Source organism: Polycladospora coralii (assembly GCF_014773435.2).
GTDB lineage: Bacteria > Bacillota > Bacilli > Thermoactinomycetales > Thermoactinomycetaceae > Polycladospora > Polycladospora coralii.
Window position 1 is genome coordinate 622,114 of record NZ_JACXAG020000001.1, and the last position, 14,546, is coordinate 636,659.

A 14,546-nucleotide genomic window follows, 5' to 3' on the forward strand; every position below is an offset into this window, starting at 1 on the left:
CATGATAATCAAGTTTTTTTTGAAAGTTTTTTTCGCCAGTTTTGACCTTCAATGTAATAAGGGGTTACATAATGGGTAATTCGTTCTAAAATCCGCTTTGCTTTAGCTTTATCATTTCCGCCTTTTTGCGTTTGTGCTAGATGCTCTTCTAGCTCTTCTAAATCTAAGTTAGAGGTATATATAGTAGGTAAACCTTCAGCAGCTCGATACTGCAAAATTGCGCCAAGTACTTCATCACGCTTCCATGGCGATAAGAATTCAGCTCCAATGTCATCAAAAATCAACACCGATGCTTTTTTTAAGACATCCAACTTAGATTGGAGCGTATTATCTTGTATGGAGTCATTAATTTCTCTCATCAGCTCGGGCACATAAAACATATAAGAGTCAATGTCATATTGAACCAGTTGGTTCATAATAGCACCTGCAATATGACTTTTCCCCACTCCTAATGGACCATATAAATAAAGCCCTTTCGGATTTTGCCCATTCGCTAGTTGTGTACAAAACTGGATAGCATCCTCTATCACTGATATTCGTTCCCCATTAGGTTCAATCGTATCAAAAGAAGCTTGTAAGATATCTTTGGGGATATGATGACTCCGTATAAGCTTGCTTCTACGATTATGCTCTTCTATGCTCCGATAATAGTGGCAAGGTTTTAATTGCAAATCAATCATATCGTTATACGCTACTAAATGGGGAACGTGTCCTGTCATGATATTGGAACAAGATACTAGACCCTCACAGCGATTGCAATTTTCTCGTTCCTGCACCACTTGGTTCAGACGGCTCATCGATGTTCGATAAAGCTGATCCGATATTTGTGGATGCTCATGCCTAAACTTCGCAATTTCAGGATGGCGGAGCAATATTTGTAACTGCTTCTCTCGTTGTTTTGGATCAAGACGCTTGTTTCTCTTGATTTTCACCAAATCTTCTACACGATTCACGGCGTTTGCTCCTTTCCACCTTTATTCAATTGAACGCGTTCATTCATCATTCTTAGCTTTTCTTGTATGCGCGCTCGATTTTCAGCAATCGTTTCCGCACTTTCCTCTACGTCGGAGGGAGTCCATTGTTTTTCCATTGAACGTGGTAGTTTGTCTCGACTCGTGAATTTTTTCAGATTCTGTCTCTTATCTGATTTGTTTTCACTCTGTTTTTTCTGTAAGCTCCAGTCTTCGTTTCGAGCTTGTTCTAACGCTTTTTTCACGGTTTTAATCCCTAATCTTTTCCAATGACCTGCTATTTTCTCAATCAGATTACGGGGTAATTTATAATTGTATTTCAAAAGCACATATTCTAGTAATACATTAATGACACCAGTAGGAAGCCCATAATGTTGCACTAATGTCTCAACCAATTCGACATCAGTACTAGGAATCATCGCCCCTTGCTGGTAATGTGACAACAGCTCCAATGGCGACATCTGTTCCAGTTGCTCAAAGTGTTTTTCTTCCTCAGAGCGTTTTTTCGCTCCTTCTTTTTCTGGTAGAACAGCAGCTGGAGCTGTAGCGCGTATGGATGACAGGGGTGAAATGACTGGAGCTCTCCCAAAACGTAAGCGGTATTCATTTTTGACATAAGAACGTAAACGCTCTACATCAATTATGCCTTGTTTGGTTACATACGGATTTTGTAATGCTTTTATGAGATCCCATTCATCGAGTTGATAAAGAAAACGAATTTCGTTTAACTCAGCTACTAACTTCTCGGTCCAAGTCGTGTCATCTACAAGTGAGCTCAATCTCAACTTCACGGTTTCCAACTGACTTTCATCATTGAAAGTAGGTGCTTTACCTTCTTCAGCGTCAGTAAGAAGCGAAATAGGCTCAATCTCATGATCCATTGTAATCGCACTTTTCAATTGAGAAGGGGAAAAACTTCCAAATACTTCCTGAAAAGACTTTGTAATATTTTTTTTAGTATGATCCTGCGCTGTCTCTTTTACCGTATATAATCCTAATATTTTTTTTCGGATTTCTATGAAAGAATCTTTTCCCATGATATTAAATAAAGTTAGGCTAAGGACATCACTTTCAAAAAAACGTTGCGGTGACAAGGGGGGATGTAAGGCATATTCATAAAAAAAACGCGTATCTTCCAGCTTTTTCTCGTAACTACTTAGAAGTCCTACACCTTCTAGTAAATACCTCGCCTCCAACAATTGATCATACGTTAGCGCACACAGCTTTAGCAGATAGGAATGCGACGTTACATCTGAATATTCTGTACGATTCAAGGAAGATTGATATGACATCGTTAAGTAGAGAGAAACTGCTGTGGCTCCTATAATAGGCTGATATAGATGTGTTAAGACCATGTGATCTAATTGGTGTAAAGGCTTTTTAGTAGAACAACACCACCCTGAGTCTTTCCAAAACATCGTCATAGTAAAACCCACCTCCTTACAATCAGCTTCTACAGCTTTCACATTGTAACACAGAGACGCATTTTTATAAATCGTGTAAAGAAGACTTGCCGATTGGAAAACCTTGCTATTTTTCTTCTGTTTTTCGATCATGTATTAAATCATTTCGAGATCTACTCAATAAATCTTCTAACTCATGTACAAATACGTTAATATCCTTAAATTGACGATATACAGAGGCAAAACGAACATAAGCAACTTCATCTATATCCACTAAACAAGCCATTACCATTTCACCTATTTCTTGGGAAGGGACTTCAGCTAAGCCGGATTGACGTAAATTACCTTCTATTTTAGCAACTAGATTTTCTAAAACCTCTAGGGGAACAGGACGTTTTTCACAGGCACGAATAAGGCCTCTTAACAGTTTTTCACGACTAAATTCTTCTCGACTTCCATCTTTTTTAATGACAATTAACGGCTGAACTTCTACCATTTCAAATGTTGTAAAACGCTTCTCACATGACTCACATTCTCTTCTTCTACGAATCGCGTTTCCGTCATGTGCAGGTCGTGAATCAAGTACACGACTCCCATTATAACCGCACAGTGGGCATTTCATATGGATGCACTCCTTCTATAATCATAGCGATAAAAATAGGTATGCATTAATCCTATCATTTTTGTAAAAGAGAAAAAACACCCTATCATGTGTCATAAACATGATAGGGTGAACATTACACCAGAGATTTTCCGTTCACTCTGGACAAAGGTGAGTGTTAAACATCTTAAATGGACGAAATTGAAAGTTCTGGGTCATGAATCTTAGACAAACCGTTTCCCACATGTTTGACTAGATCGACAACTCGACAAGAGTAACCCCATTCATTATCATACCAAGCGATTACTTTTACTTGGCGATCATTTATAACCATAGTCGATAAGGCATCGATAATAGCAGAGTGTTCATTCCCATTAAAATCAGAAGAAACGAGCGGATCTTCACAATATTGTATATAACCTTTCATTTCATTATTTGCAGCACGATTAAAAGCTTGATTGATTTCCTCAACTGTAACATCCTTTTGTAAGTCTACAACAAGATCAACAACAGAAACATTTGGAGTAGGAACACGCAAGGCAAAGCCATTTAATTTACCTGCTAATTCCGGAATTACGACTCCCAAAGCTTTGGCTGCACCTGTTTTTGTTGGAATGATTGATTGTCCGCACGCTCTTGCTCTACGCAAATCTTTATGTGGATTGTCCAAGTTTTTCTGATCATTTGTGTATGCATGAACCGTTGTCATTAGACCCGATTCAATCCCAAATGAGTCTTGTAAAACTTTTACAACGGGTGCTAGGCAGTTTGTTGTACAAGAAGCGTTGGAAATGATATGGTGGTTCTTTTCATCATAAATTTCTTCATTCACACCCATGACAACGGTTACATCTTCATTTTTACCAGGTGCAGTAATTACGACTTTTTTAGCACCAGCATGAATATGTTTGGAAGCTTCCCTGTGTTCTTTAAACTTTCCTGTTGCTTCAACTACCACATCAATCTTTAATTCTTCCCATGGTAGATTCTCAGGATTACGGTCTGAAACAAGTCGAACTAACCGACCATCAATATCAAAACCGTTTTCCTGGGGCACAATATTTATTTGAGACATACCGTGTACGGTATCATATTTAATTAAATGTGCTAATGTTTCTGCTGGATAACTTGCATTAATAGCTACAATTTCAATACTTGGATCAGCAATAGCCTTGCGGAAAACCATCCGTCCAATTCTGCCAAACCCATTTATCGCAATGCGAAGTTTCATGCTATAAGTTCCCCTTCCCGCTCTAATGTTACATACCATTAACACTTATTATTATAATCAGTATGACATATTTTGCAACCATAAAATAAAAAAAAGACGCTATTTCAAAAGAAATAGCGTCTTTTTCTAGATTGCACATCCTATTATTTACCCAGTTTTTCCTCAAAACTTTTCTCCGTATACCTGTTTATATTTTTCATAGTAATAGGTGACACGTTGTACATATTGCTTTGTTTCACCAAATGGAATTTGATCTACGTTTTGTCTTGTTCCGTCCCACGTTCCATTTTTCAACCATTTTTTCACATTACCTGGTCCAGCGTTATAAGCAGCAGCAACAACAACTTTATTCCCTTCAAATTCACGCGTTAAGGCTGCAATATACCAACTTCCCATCTGTATATTCGTTGCAGGATCTTCTATATAGTCTCTTACTGATGGAGAAAAATAACCTCGTTCAATGGCATCTTCTACAGTTCCCGGCATTAATTGCATTAAACCTTGTGCGCCTACATGAGAGCGTTTATCTGGCTCAAACTTGGTTTCAACCCGAATTACAGCCATCACCAAGAAGGGATCCGCTCCTGTATACTTCGCACTATTGCGAATATGTTCCTCATATTCTAAAGGATATACAAAACGGTTAAAAAGTGGCGTTGCCAACCAGATAAATGCAATAATCCCCAAAAGTAAAATGAGTAAAATTCGCTTGGAAGGCAACGCAACTATGGCCGGTTTGACCCATTTTTTAATATTAGATAATTCCATAGTTGATCGACCTGTCTTTCCGTCTCACTTAAAGTCCCTTGATTATCAATTACAAAATCAGCTCGTTCTTTCTTACGCTCAATACTCATCTGTGATTGAACACGCATGGTCGCTTCTTCTTCTGTGTAGTTGTTTCGAAGCATGAGTCGTTTAATTTGTTGATCTTCTGCTACATATACCACGATAACTTTTTCCACAAATTCTGTCAAATCTTCTTCATACAATAAAGGAATATCCCAAACGATAATGGTATCGGGATTTTCTTTTTCTATTCGCCGTACCTCCTTTTGCATTTTAGCCATAATAAGTGGATGTAAGATATGATTTAGTTCAGATCGCGCCTGCTTATCTTGAAAAATGCGTTCCCCAAGCCGAATACGATCTAAAGTGCCATCTGGTCGGAGATACAATTTGCCGAAATGTGCTACAACTTGAGCCAATCCTGGTGAACCAGCAGCCACTACTTCGCGTGCTATCACGTCCGCATCTGAAATAATCGCCCCCCTTAGTTTAAGCATCTCTGCCACTGTACTCTTACCCGTAGCAATTCCTCCAGTTAATCCGATATTCATATGTCTTTGTTTCGCTCCTTTTACATATATGATTTAAAAGTTAATTTCAAGTGTGTGGATTTGTGTATTTCGGATAAATAACACCACTGAGTCCATCTATAGGTTTCGAAGCGAAACCGGTTATAAACATCATACACAGAGCTAATCACACGCTTTACAGCATCCGTGACAAACCCATGACAATTAAAAACATCCCTGGCAAGATGGATATCACCCGACTAAAGCGATGTTTAGGCACTTTAATGCCTATTATCATTCCCAATGATAAAAATAGAGAAGACATGATCGCGATTAAAATAGCTGTTGATAAAGCAGGAATGCCCATCATTGAAGCGCCTATGCCTGCCGCAAAAGCATCTAATGACAAGGCAATACCTAAAAGAATCGCTTCCCCCGCAGTAATACTCCCCGATTCATCGACATCAGCATGTAGCGGTGACTTTAAAACCTGAATGACTAATCCAATTTTTTCAATGTGAAAAGTCCAAGTTTTTACTTTTTCTTGCTGATGTTTGGGCTTGTCATTTGTACGAGAACGTAAACTTTGTAATACAGCCCACAACCCTAATGAAATTAAAATCATTGCCCCCAATGTAGAAGCTACAAAGGGTGAAAACCATATAGAAAGGCGATCACCAATCTTCATCGCTAGATATATCACAATACCTGAACAAATTCCAATGATTACAATTGAAGTAGGCGGAATACGCATTTTGCGCAAACCGTATGTTGTTCCAGCTCCAAAGCTGTCTAGGCTTACCGCAAATGCAAGCCACAATAAGGTTAAATCATGGAACATTGCTCATCATCCCTTCATAAGTTCGGATACTCAATCATCTTATGAAGAGATGGGCAATCGGTGAAAATCACTTTTGGCAAGTTTGACAGATGTGTGTTCCTCGCCCTGCAACGACTAGTTTTGATATGGGGTCCCCACAGCGATTACATGGTTCATTTTTTCTTCCATATACTTGAATCTGGAGTTGAAACATGCCCATCTCACCTTGTCCATTTAAATACGACCGAATCGATGATCCACCCGCTTCTATCGCATTCTTAATCACAACTTGAATACAGTCATAAAGACGCTCAACTTCATCAGATTGTAAGGTAGATGCCTTCCTCTCGGGATGGATACCTGCTTGAAAAAGTGATTCATCTACGTAGATGTTACCTAATCCTGCTAAATAGGATTGGTTTAATAGCACGGACTTGATATTTGCTTTTCGTCTAGGTAGTGTATCTTGAAACCATTTCAATGTGAAAGCACCCGATAAAGGTTCAGGACCTAACTTGCGCAGTGGATCTTGTATATCTTCTTCACCCGCGATGAAAAGATGCATGGTACCAAATTGCCGCACATCTTTATATCTTAATTCTGTTCCATCTGTGAAATGAAAGATGACATGTGTATGCTTTTCAATCGGCTCCTCGTTCCGAGCCAGTTTATATTTGCCCTCCATACGCAAATGGGAAACGAGTACATAATCTCCAATTACCAACTTTAAAAATTTGCCCCGTCTTTTTATGTCTATAATTGTAAGACCCAGTAATTTTTGTCTAAACTCGGCTGTATCACTTGGCAATTGTATGATGCGCGGAAGGTGAATCGTGACATCCTGTATCGTTTTTCCGAGCGTTAATTCTTTTAATGTTTTCCGTACCGTTTCAACCTCAGGTAACTCAGGCATTTTCTTTCTTCCTTTCTATTTCGCTTCATACCAGCTTTTCCCCACACTTACATCTACTTTTAGCGGCACAGATAATGGTAATGTATTTTCCATGGTTGACCTTACCAATGTTTTCATCTCTTCTAATTCTCCCTCAGGCACTTCAAAAATCAGTTCATCATGTACCTGTAGTAACATCTTGCTCTCTAATTGTTGATCTACTAATTGTGTGGCTATTTGAATCATTGCACGCTTAATAATATCGGCGGCAGTACCTTGAATTGGGGTATTCATAGCAGTTCGCTCTGCAAAACTTCGCACATTAAAATTACGGGAGTGCAAATCAGGTAAGTACCGCTTCCTCCCTAATAATGTTTTTACATATCCATCCTCTTTCGCCTGTGCAACCACTTTTTCCATATAGCCTTTCACACCAGGAAAAGTTTCAAAGTAACGATCAATAAATGCTTTTGCTTCTTTCCTTGTAATATTAAGATTTTGAGACAATCCAAAATCACTGATGCCATAAACAATACCAAAGTTAACCGCTTTTGCTTGTCTTCTCATCAATGATGTCACGTCTTCTACTTGAACACCAAATACATCCATAGCTGTTTTGGTATGAATATCCATATCTTGCTGAAATGCTGCTTGCAGATTATCATCAGCAGACAGATGTGCAAGTACGCGTAGCTCCACCTGCGAGTAATCAGCCGCCAGTATATGCCATTTAGCAGATGAGGGAATGAAGATTTGGCGTATTTTCCGCCCTTCTTCTAAGCGAATCGGGATATTTTGTAAGTTCGGCTCCGTACTACTTAATCGACCTGTCGCCGTAATCGTTTGATTAAACTGGGTATGCACTTTTCCGTCAGTAAGAATTTCCTTTTTCAATCCTTCTACATAAGTAGAATGTAGTTTACCAACTTGGCGATAGTGTAAGATTTTATCAACAATCTCATGTTGTGGTGCCAACTTCTCCAATACATCCGCACTCGTTGAATATCCTGTCTTCGTTTTTTTAAGGACTGGAAGTCCTAACTTATCAAATAAAATAACGCCTAATTGCTTTGGTGAATTAATATTAAAAGTGGAGCCAGCAAGCTCATAGATTTCAGCTTGTAAACCATCCATTTTTTCTTTTAATTCGGTCCCCATTTCATTTAATCGCTCTTGATCGACTTTAACCCCTATTTGTTCCATTTTCGCAAGTACATCCGTTAAGGGCAGCTCCAATTCATACAAAAGTTCATCCATTTGGTCTTGCGTTAGATGATCTTTTATGACAGGGAATAGTTGATATAGTGCATGACATTTGCGCGCGAGATGGCTTGCCAACTCTTCTCCCTCAAGGGCAACACGTTTTGCGCCTTTTCCATAAACTTCTTCATCGGGAGGAATGACCCCAACATCATAGCGACGCATTAAATCACTGATTTCCTGACCTGCTTCAGATGGATTTAATAAGTATGCAGCTAATAGCGTATCAAACTCGATACCTTCAACTTGGAACCCACTATAGTGAAGCAGTAGTTTCGCTTTTTTGGCATCATATGTTATTTTTGTGGCTTTTTCATCTGCTAGCCAAGTCACAAAAGCAGGTGAGCGCTTTGCATTTTCCGTCGATAGGTAGACTTGTTTTTCACCGTCTGATATGGCTAAGCCGATCATTTGAGCATGATGCGGGTTCTCTTGACTCGCCTCGACGGTAAAAGCGAGATTCGTTTGATTCAGCCATCGTTTTAGTTCTGGCTCACCAGGTTGAAAAAGATTAACGGGTGTGATTTCTTGTTCGTTTTTTTCTTCTGTTGACTTACTTTTCTTTTTCTGTATGCGATCTAGTAGGGTGTTGAATTCCAACTTCTTAAAAATATCGAATACCGTGTCGGTATATAGCTCCCCGATCGCAAGTTCTCCAATTTTAAAGCTGAGTGGAACCTCTGTGAAAATGGTAGCTAATTCTTTACTCATTAATGCTTGTTCTTGAAACTCTTTTACTTTTTCTCTTAACTTTTTACCTGGAAGCTCTTCTGGGTGGGCAACAATTTCTTCTACGCTCGGAAATTGATTTAATAATTTTAGTGCCGTCTTCTCTCCTACTCCTGGAATCCCGGGGATATTATCGGAGCTGTCTCCCATCAATCCTTTTAGATCGATAATTTGATGAGGTTGAAGGCCATATTTTTCATCTATGGCTGAAATATCGTATCGATCTACTTCTGTAACGCCTTTGCGAGGAAATAATACATGTACGGTTTCATTTACGAGTTGTAGTAAATCCTTATCCCCGCTTACAATGCGTGTATCTAATGGTTTCGTATCGGGATGATTAGCAATTGTGCCGATGATGTCATCTGCTTCATACTGTTCTTTTTCAAAATAACGGATACCAAAAGCATCTAAAACCTCTTTTACAAGTGGAAATTGCTCGGATAATTCACTTGGTGTTTTTTGTCTTCCACCTTTATATTCCTGATACGTTTCGTGACGAAAAGTCGTTTTACCCGCATCAAATGCGACCAAAACATGGGTTGGTTTTTCCTCTTCTAGTACTTTCATAAGCATCATACTGAAGCCGTATACAGCATTTGTGAAGTTTCCACTTGAATTACTTAACAAGGGTAAGGCATAAAAAGCGCGAAACAAAATACTGTTCCCATCAATCAATACTAATTTTCCCATCTTAATCACCCATCCTAAATATATGTAGGCCGTTATACGCACAGTAAACATCAAGCTTGTTGATTTGCAAAATTTTTCCATATGAGTCGTCGTGTGTTGTGTTAGTCGACACTACTACACTAAAACAAACTTATTGTAACACTTGAAAGATCGACTTACCACTATATATGAGAATGTATGATCGGTTTCTTGAGAAAAGAAAAAGCCGACCCTTTGTCGACTTAATTTAAATCTGCTTTTTTACCTGTTTCAATATAAAATACACACTCTACAATATTGGTCGCATGATCCGCAATGCGCTCGAGATAGCGTGCTACAAAACATAGCTTTAATGCACTTTCCGCATTTTCATTGCTTTGTGGCAAGAATTCGGTTAATTCTTGTACGATGGTTACATATTGACGATCAACCAAATCGTCTGTACGTGCAACCTTTTTAGCTAATTCTGTATTACCTGCAATATAGCTATTAATACTATCATGTACCATCATTTGAGTCGTTTTCGCCATTTCTGGTAAAGCTGTCAGTTTTTGAATGAAGTCTTGATTTTTACCCGCTAATTCAGTCGTTACTTTCGCAATATTAGAAGCTAGATCAGCCATCCGTTCCATATCAGCAGAGATTTTCATCACAGCAATCAGCATTCTGAGGTCTTTCGCAACGGGTTGTTGCGTTGCAATCAATTTAGCAACTACATCATCAATCTGATTCTCAAGCTGATCAATGCGCGAATCTTCACTGATGACAAGCTCGGCTAAAGGAACATTTTGCGTAGTAAGTGATCGCATGGCTTTATCAATAGCAACCTCCAGCTTTGACCCCATATCAAGCAATAAATTTTTAACCTCTTTTAATAGATGATCAAATTGACGTTCCACAAAACAACCTCCCCTCTAGCCAAAACGACCTGTAATATAATCTTCTGTTTTCTGATCTTCAGGGTTAGAAAACAAGGTATCAGTATCATTATATTCGATCAGATCCCCATTTAGGAAGAAGGCTGTCTTATCGGAAATACGGGCAGCTTGTTGCATATTATGCGTTACAATCACGATTGTATAGTTTTGCTTTAATTCCTGTACCAGTTCTTCTATTTTAGCCGTAGAGATCGGATCTAAAGCAGATGTAGGTTCGTCCATCAATAAGATTTCAGGCTCCACGGCGAGTGCGCGGGCAATACAAAGACGTTGCTGTTGCCCACCAGATAAGCCCGTTGCTCGATCTTTTAAGCGATCCTTCACTTCATCCCAAAGGGCTGCCCCTCGTAAACTTTTTTCTACAATTTGATCCAATTCATTTTTGTTTCGCATGCCATGAATCCGCGGTCCATAAGCAACATTATCATATATGCTTTTAGGAAATGGATTAGGGGCTTGAAACACCATTCCGATTTGTTTGCGTAGCATTTCTACTTCCACTTCATTGTCATAAATATTTTGATCATGAACATTGATCACCCCTGATATTTTAACACCTGAGATCAGGTCATTCATTCGATTAAGTGTACGTAAGAAAGTAGATTTGCCACAGCCAGATGGCCCGATCAGGGCGGTTACAGATTTTTCTTCTATGTCAATTTTAATATCTTTCAGCGCATGTTTGTCACCATAATATAAATTTAAATCTTGCACAGAAATGGCATGATGTTTCATCTTGATTCGCTCCTTGTTATGTCTGATTACCGTTGAAATTTATTCCGTAAATAGATGGCGATCGCATTCATGGAAAGTAAAATAGCTAGTAAAACAATTATGCCCGCTGCTGCTAAATATTGAAATTCCTCTTTGGGTTGCCCCATCCAGTTATAAATTTGAATCGGTAACACTGTAAACTCATCCATAAGTGAAGTAGGATTAAAGGCCACATAAGTAACGGCTCCAACCATGATAAGCGGTGCAGTTTCTCCAATCGCACGTGAGAGCGCTAAAATCGTTCCCGTCAAAATCCCTGGTAGAGAATAGGGCAGTACCACTTGACGGATGGTCTGCCAACGCGTTGCTCCCATCGCAAGTGACGCATGCCGCAATGCATTGGGAACGCTTGCAATTGCTTCACGAGCTGAAACAATGACAATCGGTAAGATCAGTAATGTCATGGTAAGCGCTCCAGCTAACACACTTCTTCCTAAAGCCAACTGACGTACAAATATGGTTAAACCTAACATACCAAATACAATGGAAGGTACACCGGCTAAATTCCCAATACTAAGCTGAATAAAACGATATAAAAAGCCTTTTTGGCTATATTCTTCTAAATAAATGGCTGAAGCTACGCCAATCACAAAGGTGAGGGGTGCAGTTACGGCAATCACCCAAATCGAACCCCACAAAGCGGCTTGTATACCCGCTTGAGATGGACGGCGTGAAGCAAAATTCTGGATAAAATCACTATTTAAGTAAGGAAGCCCACGTTGAAAGATATCGTATAGCAAGATTGCTAATATCACAACACCAATTAAAGTAGCACCTAAGAATAGCGCATGTGCACTTTTGTTTTTAAATCGTCGATAGGTAACTCGTGCCGATCCTTTTTGGAAGGCGGACTCATCAGACAGCGATGAGGTATTTTTACCTTCAAATGTATCTTGTGTAGCCATTAATATTCCTCCCTAAAGCGTCGTGCAATCCATTGTGCCATCAAGTTCATCACGAGTGTAAATACAAATAAGGTCATCCCCACTGCATAGATCGATTTATATACAATGCTTTGAAAAGAGATATCGCCTGATGCTGCTTGAACCATAAACGCTGTCATCGTTTGAACGGTTTCAGTTGGATTGGCCGTCAAATTGGGGGTTGCACCTGCTGCTATCGTAACGATCATCGTTTCACCAATTGCCCGAGATAAGGCTAATACAAATGAAGCAATGACGCCAGATAAGGCAGCTGGTAATACAATCTTTAAAGCCACTTCCAATCGCGTAGACCCTAGACCATACGCTGCTTCACGAATATGATCGGGAACAGCACGCATGGCGTCTTCCGATAGGGAAGCAATCATCGGGATAATCATGATTCCTACCGCTATACTGGCACTTAGTGCATTAAAAAAGTTAAGTTCAGGCATGAAAAATCTTAGCATAGGTGTAATGACTGTAATTGCAAAATATCCGTATACAATTGTGGGAATACCAGCTAACACCTCTAAAACAGGTTTAAGCACTTTTCGTACACGCTCGGGTGCAAACTCACTTAAATAAATCGCACTAGCAAGCCCCACTGGGATAGCCACGATAGCAGCACCCACTGTGATGAGTAACGTCCCCGCAACTAACGGTAAAATACCAAACTGTTGTTGCGCTTCACTAAAGAGGGCTGTCCATTCTGTTCCTGTAATAAAAGAAAGGAAAGGAACTTCTTGAAAAAAGGAAACCGTCTCAGATAATAAGGTAAAAATAATAGCAAATGTCGTGATAATCGATAAAAAAGCACATGCGAGTAATATTTTGGGAATCATCCCTTCCAATGTGTTACGGAATGTTTTCTTTCGCTTAAACCGGTTCGACTGGGACATCCTATCTCCTCCTTGAAACAAGGGAAAAAGGGTGGACCTATATGTCCACTCCTTTACCGTTTTCAATCCTATCCATTATTTACTTAATTTTGTCTAGAGATGCTTGATATTCTTCATCTTTCAATGGAACATATCCTACATCTCCAACTAAATCTTTAGCAGTTTCGAGATAGTATTGCACGAATGCTTTTACTTCAGGTTTCTCTAATGCCTTATTACTTACATATATAAAGATGGGGCGTGAAAGTGGAGCGTAGGTCCCATCGTTAATCGTGGTATCCGTTGGCTCAATTGGTCCTTTTCCACCATCTACTTTTACAACTTTGAGATTATCTTTATTTTCAAGGTAGTAAGCATATCCGAAATAACCTAAGCTATGTTTATCGCCCTGAACGCCTTTAACGAGCACATTATCATCTTCAGAGTTTGTGTAATCTGTACGGCTTTTTCCCTCTTCTCCTACAATTTCATCTGTGAAGTAGTCAAAGGTACCTGAAGCCGTTCCAGGACCGTATAGTTTAATTTCCTCTGCGGGCCATTCTTGACGAATATCTTGCCAGGTTTTTACTTTACTTTCAGGTTCCCAAATCTTTTTTAACTCATCTACGGTTAGTGAGTCTACAAAATCGTTCTCTTTATTTACAACAATCGAAATCCCATCATATGCGACAGGAATCTCAATTGGTTCGATTCCACTCTCAGTTGCTTTTGTTTTTTCTTCATCTTTAATGGGGCGAGAAGCATCATTTATGTCAGTTTCCCCATTTGACCACTTTTTAAATCCGCCACCTGTACCTGACTCACCTACAGTTACGCGAACATCTTTATTTTCTTTCATAAAATCTTCTGCTACTGCTTGCGAAATCGGGTATACTGTACTAGAACCGTCGATCGTTACTGAACCTGAGAGACCACCACTATTCCCTTCTGGGTTTTCTTTTCCAGATTCACTTTGTGCACAGCCTACTGCTCCCCCAAATAATACTGCAACAACACTTCCGAGCATAAGTCCTTTTTTGAACATAGACATAGACAACGTATCCCCCTACGATTTCAATATCATTTTCTCAAGCGTTTCTTCGACAATTAGAACTATACACGGATAGTATTGTTCTTTATTAAATACAATATTAAG

General features: G+C 39.3%; 14 protein-coding genes. All 14 read right to left on the reverse strand.

Annotated features, from left to right (window positions below):
* Positions 1–8 precede the first annotated feature (8 nt).
* Positions 9–953 carry a primosomal protein DnaI gene (dnaI, locus tag IC619_RS03190; RefSeq protein ID WP_191138683.1) on the reverse strand — a complete coding sequence of 315 codons (945 nt, stop codon included), beginning with the start codon at positions 951–953 and terminating at the stop codon, positions 9–11.
* Positions 950–2,395, reverse strand: coding sequence for a DnaD domain protein (locus tag IC619_RS03195; protein ID WP_191138684.1), 1,446 nt, complete (start codon positions 2,393–2,395; stop codon positions 950–952). Before IC619_RS03195 ends, dnaI begins: the two co-directional genes overlap by 4 nt.
* A gap of 106 nt (positions 2,396–2,501) precedes the next feature.
* Entirely contained in the window at positions 2,502–2,996 is a 495-nt protein-coding gene (gene nrdR / locus IC619_RS03200) for a transcriptional regulator NrdR (RefSeq protein ID WP_191138685.1), read from the reverse strand.
* A gap of 166 nt (positions 2,997–3,162) precedes the next feature.
* Entirely contained in the window at positions 3,163–4,206 is a 1,044-nt protein-coding gene (locus IC619_RS03205; RefSeq protein ID WP_191138686.1) for a glyceraldehyde-3-phosphate dehydrogenase, read from the reverse strand.
* A 162-nt stretch (positions 4,207–4,368) separates the two neighbouring features.
* Positions 4,369–4,974: a lytic transglycosylase domain-containing protein gene (locus IC619_RS03210; RefSeq protein ID WP_191138687.1), complete on the reverse strand. Its 606-nt coding sequence runs from the start codon at positions 4,972–4,974 to the stop codon at positions 4,369–4,371.
* Positions 4,932–5,546 (reverse strand): dephospho-CoA kinase, encoded by a 615-nt coding sequence (gene coaE / locus IC619_RS03215; protein WP_191138688.1) that lies wholly within the window; start codon positions 5,544–5,546, stop codon positions 4,932–4,934. Before coaE ends, IC619_RS03210 begins: the two co-directional genes overlap by 43 nt.
* A 154-nt stretch (positions 5,547–5,700) precedes the next feature.
* Entirely contained in the window at positions 5,701–6,345 is a 645-nt protein-coding gene (gene ytaF, locus IC619_RS03220; RefSeq protein WP_191138689.1) for a sporulation membrane protein YtaF, read from the reverse strand.
* A gap of 67 nt (positions 6,346–6,412) precedes the next feature.
* A complete protein-coding gene (gene mutM / locus IC619_RS03225; RefSeq protein WP_191138690.1) occupies positions 6,413–7,237 on the reverse strand; it encodes a DNA-formamidopyrimidine glycosylase in 825 nt (274 codons plus the stop codon).
* Positions 7,238–7,252: 15 nt separating this feature from the next.
* Positions 7,253–9,898, reverse strand: a complete 2,646-nt coding sequence (polA, locus tag IC619_RS03230) for a DNA polymerase I (RefSeq protein ID WP_191138691.1) — start codon at positions 9,896–9,898, stop codon at positions 7,253–7,255.
* A 221-nt stretch (positions 9,899–10,119) separates the two neighbouring features.
* Positions 10,120–10,776, reverse strand: a complete 657-nt coding sequence (gene phoU / locus IC619_RS03235; protein WP_191138692.1) for a phosphate signaling complex protein PhoU — start codon at positions 10,774–10,776, stop codon at positions 10,120–10,122.
* Positions 10,777–10,791: 15 nt separating this feature from the next.
* Positions 10,792–11,550: a phosphate ABC transporter ATP-binding protein PstB gene (gene pstB / locus IC619_RS03240; RefSeq protein ID WP_191138693.1), complete on the reverse strand. Its 759-nt coding sequence runs from the start codon at positions 11,548–11,550 to the stop codon at positions 10,792–10,794.
* A 26-nt stretch (positions 11,551–11,576) separates the two neighbouring features.
* Positions 11,577–12,494 carry a phosphate ABC transporter permease PstA gene (gene pstA / locus IC619_RS03245; RefSeq protein WP_191138694.1) on the reverse strand — a complete coding sequence of 306 codons (918 nt, stop codon included), beginning with the start codon at positions 12,492–12,494 and terminating at the stop codon, positions 11,577–11,579.
* Positions 12,494–13,411 carry a phosphate ABC transporter permease subunit PstC gene (gene pstC, locus IC619_RS03250; protein WP_191138695.1) on the reverse strand — a complete coding sequence of 306 codons (918 nt, stop codon included), beginning with the start codon at positions 13,409–13,411 and terminating at the stop codon, positions 12,494–12,496. The genes pstA and pstC overlap by 1 nt, the downstream gene beginning before the upstream one ends.
* A 79-nt stretch (positions 13,412–13,490) precedes the next feature.
* Entirely contained in the window at positions 13,491–14,441 is a 951-nt protein-coding gene (locus IC619_RS03255; RefSeq protein WP_191138696.1) for a PstS family phosphate ABC transporter substrate-binding protein, read from the reverse strand.
* Between the last annotated feature and the right edge of the window lie 105 nt (positions 14,442–14,546).

Bases quoted from the DNA above. Each gene is read 5' to 3' on its own strand.
- nrdR (WP_191138685.1), bottom strand. From the start codon at position 2,996: ATGAAATGCCCACTGTGCGGTTATAATGGGAGTCGTGTACTTGATTCA.
- ytaF (WP_191138689.1), bottom strand. From the start codon at position 6,345: ATGTTCCATGATTTAACCTTATTGTGGCTTGCATTTGCGGTAAGCCTA.
- pstC (WP_191138695.1), bottom strand. From the start codon at position 13,411: ATGTCCCAGTCGAACCGGTTTAAGCGAAAGAAAACATTCCGTAACACA.
- polA (WP_191138691.1), bottom strand. From the start codon at position 9,898: ATGGGAAAATTAGTATTGATTGATGGGAACAGTATTTTGTTTCGCGCT.
- IC619_RS03205 (WP_191138686.1), bottom strand. From the start codon at position 4,206: ATGAAACTTCGCATTGCGATAAATGGGTTTGGCAGAATTGGACGGATG.
- coaE (WP_191138688.1), bottom strand. From the start codon at position 5,546: ATGAATATCGGATTAACTGGAGGAATTGCTACGGGTAAGAGTACAGTG.
- IC619_RS03210 (WP_191138687.1), bottom strand. From the start codon at position 4,974: ATGGAATTATCTAATATTAAAAAATGGGTCAAACCGGCCATAGTTGCG.
- pstB (WP_191138693.1), bottom strand. From the start codon at position 11,550: ATGAAACATCATGCCATTTCTGTGCAAGATTTAAATTTATATTATGGT.
- IC619_RS03195 (WP_191138684.1), bottom strand. From the start codon at position 2,395: ATGACGATGTTTTGGAAAGACTCAGGGTGGTGTTGTTCTACTAAAAAG.
- IC619_RS03255 (WP_191138696.1), bottom strand. From the start codon at position 14,441: ATGTCTATGTTCAAAAAAGGACTTATGCTCGGAAGTGTTGTTGCAGTA.
- pstA (WP_191138694.1), bottom strand. From the start codon at position 12,494: ATGGCTACACAAGATACATTTGAAGGTAAAAATACCTCATCGCTGTCT.
- mutM (WP_191138690.1), bottom strand. From the start codon at position 7,237: ATGCCTGAGTTACCTGAGGTTGAAACGGTACGGAAAACATTAAAAGAA.